Source organism: Cyanobacteriota bacterium, from assembly GCA_025054735.1.
GTDB lineage: Bacteria > Cyanobacteriota > Cyanobacteriia > SKYG9 > SKYG9 > SKYG9.
Genome location: JANWZG010000123.1, coordinates 1 through 9,541 on the forward strand (window position 1 = coordinate 1; position 9,541 = coordinate 9,541).

The 9,541-nt window shown below is 48.6% G+C and carries 13 protein-coding genes; 5 read left to right on the forward strand and 8 right to left on the reverse strand.

What is annotated here, in order from left to right:
* The 4 genes from NZ772_07735 to NZ772_07750 form a co-directional block, all read left to right on the forward strand.
* On the forward strand, window positions 1–767 hold a 767-nt coding region (locus NZ772_07735), incomplete at its 5' end, for a cell division protein FtsH (GenBank protein ID MCS6813447.1).
* A gap of 287 nt (window positions 768–1,054) precedes the next feature.
* On the forward strand, window positions 1,055–1,798 hold the full coding sequence (locus NZ772_07740) for a peptidylprolyl isomerase (protein MCS6813448.1): 744 nt from the start codon (window positions 1,055–1,057) through the stop codon (window positions 1,796–1,798).
* Window positions 1,799–1,912: 114 nt separating this feature from the next.
* A complete protein-coding gene (locus NZ772_07745; GenBank protein ID MCS6813449.1) occupies window positions 1,913–2,854 on the forward strand; it encodes a YbjN domain-containing protein in 942 nt (313 codons plus the stop codon).
* 57 nt (window positions 2,855–2,911) lie between these two features.
* A complete protein-coding gene (locus tag NZ772_07750) occupies window positions 2,912–3,796 on the forward strand; it encodes a hypothetical protein (GenBank protein ID MCS6813450.1) in 885 nt (294 codons plus the stop codon).
* A 207-nt stretch (window positions 3,797–4,003) separates the two neighbouring features.
* Here the strand turns inward: NZ772_07750 and NZ772_07755 are convergent, their stop codons facing one another.
* The 5 genes from NZ772_07755 to psbH all read right to left on the reverse strand — a co-directional run bounded on the left by NZ772_07755 (window position 4,004) and on the right by psbH (window position 6,815).
* A complete protein-coding gene (locus NZ772_07755) occupies window positions 4,004–4,282 on the reverse strand; it encodes a hypothetical protein (GenBank protein MCS6813451.1) in 279 nt (92 codons plus the stop codon).
* A 55-nt stretch (window positions 4,283–4,337) separates the two neighbouring features.
* Entirely contained in the window at window positions 4,338–5,015 is a 678-nt protein-coding gene (locus NZ772_07760; protein MCS6813452.1) for a sigma-70 family RNA polymerase sigma factor, read from the reverse strand.
* A gap of 483 nt (window positions 5,016–5,498) precedes the next feature.
* The gene (gene pth, locus NZ772_07765; protein ID MCS6813453.1) at window positions 5,499–6,146 is read right to left on the reverse strand and encodes an aminoacyl-tRNA hydrolase; all 648 of its coding nucleotides are present in this window, start codon (window positions 6,144–6,146) and stop codon (window positions 5,499–5,501) included.
* 10 nt (window positions 6,147–6,156) lie between these two features.
* Window positions 6,157–6,477: a TatA/E family twin arginine-targeting protein translocase gene (locus tag NZ772_07770; protein MCS6813454.1), complete on the reverse strand. Its 321-nt coding sequence runs from the start codon at window positions 6,475–6,477 to the stop codon at window positions 6,157–6,159.
* 134 nt (window positions 6,478–6,611) lie between these two features.
* Window positions 6,612–6,815 (reverse strand): photosystem II reaction center protein PsbH, encoded by a 204-nt coding sequence (gene psbH, locus NZ772_07775; protein MCS6813455.1) that lies wholly within the window; start codon window positions 6,813–6,815, stop codon window positions 6,612–6,614.
* A gap of 85 nt (window positions 6,816–6,900) precedes the next feature.
* Between psbH and psbN the strand changes: the two genes are divergently transcribed.
* Window positions 6,901–7,032, forward strand: coding sequence for a photosystem II reaction center protein PsbN (gene psbN / locus NZ772_07780; GenBank protein ID MCS6813456.1), 132 nt, complete (start codon window positions 6,901–6,903; stop codon window positions 7,030–7,032).
* A gap of 64 nt (window positions 7,033–7,096) precedes the next feature.
* Here the strand turns inward: psbN and cobS are convergent, their stop codons facing one another.
* The 3 genes from cobS to NZ772_07795 are packed head-to-tail and all read right to left on the reverse strand — an operon-like array spanning window position 7,097 to window position 8,992.
* Window positions 7,097–7,903: an adenosylcobinamide-GDP ribazoletransferase gene (gene cobS / locus NZ772_07785; protein MCS6813457.1), complete on the reverse strand. Its 807-nt coding sequence runs from the start codon at window positions 7,901–7,903 to the stop codon at window positions 7,097–7,099.
* Window positions 7,900–8,442 (reverse strand): bifunctional adenosylcobinamide kinase/adenosylcobinamide-phosphate guanylyltransferase, encoded by a 543-nt coding sequence (gene cobU, locus NZ772_07790; GenBank protein ID MCS6813458.1) that lies wholly within the window; start codon window positions 8,440–8,442, stop codon window positions 7,900–7,902. The genes cobS and cobU overlap by 4 nt, the downstream gene beginning before the upstream one ends.
* A 10-nt stretch (window positions 8,443–8,452) precedes the next feature.
* Entirely contained in the window at window positions 8,453–8,992 is a 540-nt protein-coding gene (locus NZ772_07795; protein ID MCS6813459.1) for a pentapeptide repeat-containing protein, read from the reverse strand.
* Window positions 8,993–9,541: the final 549 nt, after the last annotated feature.

Below are 9,541 nucleotides of genomic sequence, written 5' to 3' on the forward strand. Positions count from 1 at the left end.
GTACACCGGGCTTTACTGGGGCTGATCTGGCTAACCTGCTAAACGAGGCAGCTATCCTTACAGCCCGTCGCCGTAAGGAAGCAATCTCCATGCTGGAGATCGATGATGCCGTTGATCGGGTTGTCGCGGGCATGGAAGGTACTCCCATGATCGACAGCAAGAGCAAACGATTAATTGCCTATCATGAAATTGGCCATGCGATCGTTGGCACGCTGCTAAAGGATCACGATCCTGTACAGAAGGTCACCCTGGTTCCCCGTGGTCAGGCGCGAGGACTGACGTGGTTCATGCCTAGTGAAGATCAGATGTTGGTATCTCGATCACAGCTTCTTGCCCGCATAACCGGTGCTCTGGGGGGACGTGCGGCTGAGGATGTTGTTTTTGGTGATGCAGAAGTCACGACAGGAGCAGGTGGTGACTTGCAACAGGTAGCCAGTCTAGCCCGTCAGATGGTAACTCGCTTTGGTATGTCTGATCTAGGTTTGCTCTCTTTGGAAAGTCAGCAGGGGGAAGTATTTCTCGGTCGAGATTGGATGACCCGCAGTGAATACTCAGAAGAAATTGCCTCCAAGGTTGATGTGCAGGTGCGGTCGATCGTCCAGTATTGCTACAACCAGGCACTACAGATTATTCGGGAGAATAGAGTCGTGATTGATCGCCTAGTAGATCTACTCATCGACAAAGAAACAATTGATGGGGACGAGTTACGCCAAATCGTTTCTGAATACACTGCTGTTCCTGAGAAAGAACGATACGCTCAGATCTAACCTTAAATTCCCACAGAGCAAGTCCCTGTAGTGATAGTCTTAGCTTCGCTATGGGGACTTTTATTTTGCTCTATCACTACTGAATCGTCACGGCCCAATTTTAGGATAACGTTCCAGCTCTGAGTAACCGCTCCAGTGCTAGAGCACTTACTACAAACTCTAGTTTTTTAATTTGTGACAACGTGTTGGTCTTCTGGGCAACAACGTTTGTGAGTTAGACATAAAATTCCACGCTTGTAAATAAGCCATGTAGTAAAGTAGTCGGGGACACTGCAAAGGTGCAAATTATGGCTTCAAGTGTGCTAAAAATTGGCAATCGTCAGATTACGACAGAAGAACTGTTGCCATTACTGTCTCAATATGGGTTGTTGCCTCAACTAGTGCGCGAAGTCGTGATCGACGAGGCGATCGCAACCATTGATATCACTCCAGAGCAGGTGAATGCTGCCGTTCAGAGAATTTGTCAGCAACACCAACTTCTCAATCAAGCACAACTTGACAGTTGGTTAGCCCAACAGGGCATGACTCCTGAGCAATTGCAAACTATGGCAACTCGCCAAGCCAAGCTCCAGCTATTCAAGCAAAAAACCTGGGGATCACAGGTTCCATCCTATTACTTGCAGCGTAAAGGGCAACTCGATCGGGTTGTCTATTCCTTACTAAGGGTGCCTGCTATTAGTGTTGCCCAAGAGCTGTACTTTCGCATTCAAGAAGGGGAGGCAACTTTTGCTGAGTTAGCACGGCAATATTCTGAGGGGCCAGAAGCACAAACTGGTGGGTTGGTTGGCCCTGTGGAGCTACAGTCCATTCACCCTACCTTGACCCAATTGCTAACTACAATGAAACCTGGTCAACTTTGGCCTCCAGTTCGCATTGGTGATTGGATGGTGGTTGTGCGCTTAGAAGAGCTAGTACCTGCTCAACTTGATGCTGCTATGGAACAACGCCTATTAGATGAACTTTATACTGACTGGCTACAGCAGCAGGTTCAACAGAGCTTACACCCTGTTGTCACACCAACATCTGTCTGATAACTTCTGATAACTAATGTGTTGCTCTTGCGATTTGCTCCAGTTTGTAGCGTACATCATGTGCACTTTGGGTAGATTACAGTAACGTAGATTACGTAATACCCACAGACACCTATGTCCGAATCCTACGATTATATTTTTAACAGCAGTGCTGTGTGCACTGATGCCATGACCCCAACTGAGGCTATCTATGCTATCGGTGTCATTGCTATGACGATCGATAATGATGTTGCTGACGAGGAAATCGAAGGACTAGAGGTATTTTTGTCCACTACTGAGCTTTCCCTAGAGGAACGGCGAGCGATCCGCAACAAAATTCGGCGGCTTTGTCGAGAAGCTGAACCTGGTGCCATCTTTAACACTGCTAAGCAAGCGCTATCGCCATCCCAAGCAGAAACAGCTCTATTGCTAGCTATCAAGACCATTCAGGCAGATCGCACTGTCAAAGCTGTTGAAGGCGGCTTTGTAGTTGGCTTGGCTCAGGCCCTGGGTATTTCTGAGGAAAAGTTTCGGGCGATCGCCCTGGCGGCTAGTCCAGATACCGCTGACACTGAACCCTCTAATCTTTCTAATCCCTCTAATTCTAATCCCTCTAATAATGAGACTCAATTAACAGCCAATCTTGACCAAGTATCTAACCACCCCTCATTGATACCAGTACTCTTGCAATTCTTCACCGGTGATGAGTGGAAAACAGACATCCAACAGAATGAGCAGATGATCTGGACTACCTTCCAGGGCCAGCACGGTCAATGGCGTTGCTATGCCCAATCGCTTGATAACAGTCAGCAAGTTGTGTTTTATTCCCTATGCCCCTATGTGATTCCCTCGGCAAAGCAGGCAGCTATTACTGAGTTCGTGACCGAAGCCAATGATGGCTTAATTATCGGCAATTTTGAGCTAAGGGTTGACGCGGGTGAACTGCGCTTCAAGACTAGTATGAGTGTTGAAGGCGATCGCCTAACCCCTGCCTTAGTGAAAAATCTGGTCATGCTCAACGTATTGACTATGGACTGCTACTTACCTGATATTGCTGCGATCGTCACAGCGAGTTAGCCGTTACTAGTGCAATCGCAGCTTACTGCACAGTAGACTACAGGTTGATCACATTCTATGGTTAAGGTTCTAAGCCAAACCCCAACACAACTGGTTCTCGGCGATCCCCAATCGTTTGGCAGTAAAGTTCGTGATACTATCATCATAGCTGTACTCATCAGCGGAGTCGTAACAGGAGTAGGTTGGCTTACTGGTCGTCAGATGCAAACTGCTGGCAAACTGCGAACCCTAATGTGCGATCGGATTGAGCCAACCCAGGTGAACTGTACCCTAACCGAGCGGGGCGTGGACGGCACCTCTACGACAACCATTCCCAAATTGCGAGGGGCTAGGTTTGCCTCCACGAGACACATTGATGACGAGGGCAATACTTACTACCTGTGCCAAGTCTGGCTTGTCAATCACCAAGGTCTACATACTATCCCCCTTAGGCAGTTTAACTATCGAACCGACGACTCGACTTGTGCCAATGCACAGGCAGTTGTAGCTCAGATCAATCAATTGGCAAAGACACCGTCGGTAAAGCTTGCTACCTATCAGGAAGACACACGGTTAGATCAAAATATCCTGCAGTTTGCAGCTACTGTTGGTGGCGTATTGCTAGGAGTAATTTTGGCCATTTTCCTATTGCCCTTAAGACAGATTACTTGGGTTTACGATCGTAGCCAACAGCGACTAGCATGGATCCGCCAAACCATCTTCGGCAAAACAACGATTTACTATCCCTTTAGTCAACTGCAAACTATCAAGGTATCTCTATGGCGAGACAGTGAGGATGACCCCCGGGGAAGTGTGGAAGTGACGCTCAAACAGCCCAGCGGCAAAGTCAAATCGCTAGAAATACTGCCCTCAGGACTGCGGAATGAAGATTCCTGCCGAGAATTAAGTGCAGCTATCCACGCAATTACAGACATTCCTGTGGATATAGACAACAAACTGTAGCCAGAGCTATAACTGGAGCGACCAGACACCCCTCGCTATCCACAGCAATACCCAACCTAGTCAGGAGGATAGTAGTAAAGACTTCAATTCTCAATACGAGAGAATACAAGCCTTGACGCAACCAATGCACTCTAGCCAACCAATTTCTTGCTAGGCAGCAATGCGTGGGTCAGTCAGGGCTATTGCAGTGAGTCGTTGGTGATGCTCTTAGCCCTCATCATCATTGGGAAGCTCAATAGGCGGCGGTTCTTGGTCAAGTAGTTGTCGCTTTGACTGTTTTAGTTGCTTCCAAAGCGCCTTAATCTGCTCATACGCATCTTGGCTACTGATCTTTCCACCTGTTTCTAACCCACAAATAATCGACACACGACTAGCAAACTCTTGCAGATTGGCATTAAAAGCAAGCTGCTCTGGCGTAAATTTCCCGTAGTATCGGCTCGTGGGACTAATAAATTGCTGCTTCAACCGTTCTGCATCATTATCCACAGGACTCACCCCTTACTAAGGGCCTACTCTCTTAGCATAACTGGATTTATAGTGTCTATCCATTGGCATTTATACGCACACCCTGGGGATTTGTATCAGGTGCTGACACAGAAAGCTCTTCATGGCCAAGGTAAATGGCTCGAACGTCACTAGGTAACATGGACTGCAACAGCCTGTAGCCCTCCTGAAGCTTTGCTCTTACCTGCTTAGCTGTTATTCGCTCACCCTCTGCTTGGAGATAGGCAGAAATTCGGGTGTCGCCCCAATGAAATGTCTCAGCCATAACAATGATTAATCGCAGAATGGGCGGGATTTGATCCATGGCTTGCTCTAGGTAGCACCAGAGGGGTGGTGGTGCATCACTAAGGATGTAGCGAATTGACTCAACCGGAGGCAAGCTAGCTTGATTGATGCAGTGAGCTGTGACGTTGATGAGCCAATGTTGCAAGGTGGCTTTAGTTTTAGATTCTCCTAGTTGAGCAAGGTCTAAACCTCGCAATTCATAGTAGATGTGTCTCCATGTGAGGGCAAATAAATAGTCTGCTTGTACAGGCGATCGCACTGAATGTCTGATAAGGGTGTGCACCAATGGGCTGTAGCGACAAAATATGGCGATAAAGTAACGCCCAGCTTCTGGATGTTGTTGGAATAGCATCACTAACTCACGATCGCTCACACTAGCGAGTGATTTGACCAAAGGATGATTCCATTCAGGTAGGTTAAGCGTTTGCACGACCCACATTCTCCTTGTCAGAACTTTAGGCTAGAACCTCGATAGCTAGCTCTGCTGCGAGACCAACAATTCTCAGACATTTCCTGAGTTGTTTACGGTTCAGAGCTAAGTTGCTCGCTACCAGGGCAACTAATGCTCTGCGATTCTAAAGCCTTTTGTCCAATCTTGCCACCAGCCGCAACTGATCATTAACATTCATCGTTAACTAGGACAAACTGAACTAACACAGGTTACCACAAGTTTTGCTGGCCAGTGCTGCCTACGGTACCATCAGTTCGTAGTAAGGACTTAAGTCCTTACTACAAGCTATCCATGGCCATAGTATGGAGAAGCAGTATACCTTCTCAACCTGCAACCCATCAGTTCGTAGTAAGGACTTAAAGTCCTTACTACAAGCTATCCATGGCCATAGTATGGAGAAGCGGTTACCTTCTTAACCTGAGTAGCGTAGTAGACGATTTTTAGCTCCTGGTAGCTTAGGTTCTAAGGAGTCGAATTACTATCCAGAAGACTACGATTGTTATAGAGGTTCATGGCCTGCTCTACTCCCTGTTTTAGACTGGTGATCACAGCATCTTGGGCTAGCTGCAAGAGAACGTCTAGTTGGGCAGTTTCTTGGGCATTGAAGGTGCTTAGCACATAGGACACGGTGCTAGTATCTGATGCTGGATTGTTTTGGCGGGGACTACCAATACCCAGTCGCAGGCGAGGGAATGCTTGCGTGCCTAGATGGGCGATCGCCGACTTCATGCCATTGTGTCCCCCTGCTGAGCCAGATAACCGCAACCGCAACTTACCAAACGGTAAATCCATGTCGTCGTAGATAACCATGACCGATTCTGGTGGCAGTTTGAACCAGTCGATCGCTGCTCGAATGGCTTGTCCTGAGGCATTCATGAATGTTTGGGGCTTCAACAGCCGAATCTTGGCTCCAGGGGCATACCAGCCTTCGCCGACCATTGCCTGAAATTTGCGGTTTTCTGTCCAAGATATTTGCCAAGTTTGGGCTAGTCGATCCACTACCATAAAGCCAATGTTGTGCCGAGTACGCTCATACTTGCTACCCGGATTGCCTAAACCTACAATCAGTTGAGGCACAACAGGAGTTGCAGTTGTGGACGTAGCAGTCATGATGTCATCGTTATGGTGTGGAAGAGTCCGATGAGGATACAGCCTGGGAAGAGGATGCCTCAGCGATCGACATTTCAGCGTCCTCACTGGGAGCCAATGCTTGAGGGGGCGGAGTTTCCAGCGTTGCAGTCATGGGCCTAGTCTCTTGTTGTTCTAGGCGCTCAGCCTCTCGCTTGAACTCATTTTCAAATTCCTTAGAAGCATCCTGAAAGCTACGAATTGCTTTCCCCAGGCTGCGTCCAATCTCTGGCAACTTCTTCGGCCCAAAAATCAGGAGTGCGACCACCATGATCAACACCATTTCCGGTAGCCCAATTCCAAAGAAGTTCATAGGACATCTCCTTCCTGCATAGCATTAACAACCAAGGACACGTACAACCTAAAATCAACCAACAAAAAAGCCCGGTAGAACCGGGGCAGTATCATCTGTGAACCAAGTTCACAATTAGTCAACTAACACTGAGGTTAACCCCCAAGACTTCTCCAGTCTACGTTGACATCGTTGAGGATCAATGAAGAATTGTAAATTTGCAGAATAATCAGCAAGAAGATGAAAAATAACAGGATAAAGACCGACATGAGGGGGGTAGTGCCCCAACCCGGTGCGACTTTTCCGTATTCAGAATTCAGCGGCTTAAGAACATCGCCTAGCCTTGTCCGTTGTGCCATGAGTCACCTGTAATGAATGCAGTATTAACAGCTTTAATGTTTCGTAATATTATAGAGGAAAGGCATTCACAACTTTGTAAGATTCATGGAAGCTGCAACAGTTCTCAATATTTCAATTTGCGCAATGGTAATTGCATTAGCTGGCTATGCAGTGTATACCGCATTTGGGCCGCCCTCTCAAGACTTGGGCGACCCCTTTGAAGATCACGAAGATTGAACGTATGAGTCTTGAACCTAATTGAACCTGCGAGTATTTAGTCTACGTCACGAGGCAAGTTGGCTCAGAGTGCTGTAATGCAACAGAGTAGTAGAGCTTCAGTCCACTCCACTACAGCGCCGTAGGTATCACCCGTGTGGCCTCCTAGCTTCTGGTTAAACCATGCGCCTGTGAGAATGGCGATCGCTACTCCCAGCAGGGAGGCAACAGTAACCTGGTACCAGTGGGCTGGCTCTAGCCAACTATAGGCGCTGTTAACGGTGAGCAGGGTAAAAGTAGCTGGCACAAGGTGCCAACCTGAGCGAATGGCAGCTTTGTGGAGAGTGCCCTTGCCTTGAGAGCGCAGGTAGGGATAACGCCAGACGGCAACGAGTTGTCCCCAGCGTCCCCATCCCAACACTAGTAATAGATGGCAACTGTAGGTTGTAGGAGAGAGACTAGTCCCTAGAGCAGTATTCAGGTCGGTGAGGGCGGCCGTTTTGAGTAGGAGGATACTGGCGGCTGCCATGACCCCAAAGGCCCCAGTTACACTATCAGCCATGACAGCAAGGCGACGATCGGGATCTGTAACGGCCAGACCATCGGCAGTATCCATAGCTCCATCTAAATGGAGGCCACCCGTCAGCTTGATCCATAGCACCACTAGCAGAACGCTACGGGTGAAGGCAGGTAGTCCTATTGCTTGCAAGCCTAGGGTAGCGATCGCCAAAATTCCACCTAGGCCAATTCCGACCAGAGGGGCAAACCGAGCAATGCCGTGGAAATCTACAGACCACTGGGCAGGAATAGGAATAGTAGTGTAAAAGGCTATGCTGCCCACGAGCCGAGCTAGCCAGAGCCGGAAACCAGACAACTGAGTTGGGGAGTTCATGGGGTCAAAGGGGTGCCCAGGGCACTTAAATTGAGGACGTGACCACCTGTTACCAAGTATACAGGTTGAGCTATGGTACCAATGTGGCGTACTAGGCTGCCTAATCGATCGCGGAATGTGCGTCCTAGGGGATAGGCAGGCACAACCCCCCAACCTACTTCTTCGGCCACTAGAATCACCTGAGCAGGAGTGACTGCTAAACTGGCAAGGAAATCAGCTAGGGTTTGCTCCCATTGAGCTTGATCTTGGTCAAGCAGGTTAGCCAGCCATGTACCTAGGGAGTCTACCAATAGACAGGTTTGGGGCATAGCTGATCGCAGACTCTCTGCCAAATACAGCGGCACTTCAAGGGTTTGCCAATGGGCAGGACGACGCTGGCGATGCTGCTGTAGGCGCTGTTCCCACTCTGGATCCTTGGGATTTGTGCGGGCAGTGGCAATATAAATCACAGGCAGGTTTGACTGATGGGCTAAGGTTTCTGCCCACTCGCTCTTGCCCGATCGAGCAGGGCCAATTACCAACGTCAAGGAGGGTGGCATGATAGTTGGCCTAGGGACACCCCAAGGAGTCGCGGGTACTGATGCCAGTAACAGGATTCACGCCATAGGCAACTTTACACAATGCCTTTACCTGTGCTCCGTCTAGGATGGCATCAGTAAAGTCAGCCCCTGCGATCGTCACACCTGTCAGGTCAGACCCTAATAAAATGGCATCAGTTAATAGGGCATCTCGTAAATCTGCCCCCTTAAAGTCTGCCATGTCTGCTAAAGCGCTACTGAGGTTAGCTCCCTGTAGGTTAGCCCTCACCATGACAGAGGCACTCAACACGGCACCCGTCAGGTCAGCATGGGCAAAATTTGCAGAGTCTAGATTAGCGTTGGAAAATTCAGCGGTGCGCAACATTTGCCCAGAGAAATCATGATGACTAAGTTCGGCGTTGCTGTAAGAAGGAGGCGGCGGGTACAGCACAGCTTGGGCATAGGCAGGACGAGAGCAGCCAAGTAATAGCGCTACGAGAGCGATCGCAACGGTAATGAGCAATCGCCGCATTGCTTCAGAACTGCCTAGTAAACTGCACTGAGCTACCATATCTCCTCCCAGAATTGCCAGTCACTTGTAAGCTGCGTGTAAGTTGCGCTAGGTAATTACGTATCGTCGCTGTGGAGATGCTTTCACCATTACAGTCTGCTGGTCATGATGATCACTGCTCACTCTAACAAAATACCAGAGCGATCGCTAGTCACTTGAACAAACCACATTGTTTCTCGTAGATGTGATGCTATCTGTAAGAACAACTTTGTTCTCTGGGATGTAGTTGTGTTTAGGCTCACATTGGTAACCAAGTTTCTTGCTAAAAGCGTGAGGACTGAAGTCCTCACTACGAACACATGAGGACTGAAGTCTTCACTACGAGCATGAGGACTAGGGTCTTCACTGCGAACACATGAGGACTGAAGTCCTCACTACAAGCGTTTTAAATGGCTATAGTGGACAGTGGCTGTTTATTTGAGATGTAGGGTGTAAATGACATTGGTAGACAATTCCCAGCAGTATTTTCAAGGCCGGACGATCGTCGTTGCTACCATGCACCATAAGGAACAAGCAATTGCACCCCTGCTTACGGAAGCGTTGGGAGTG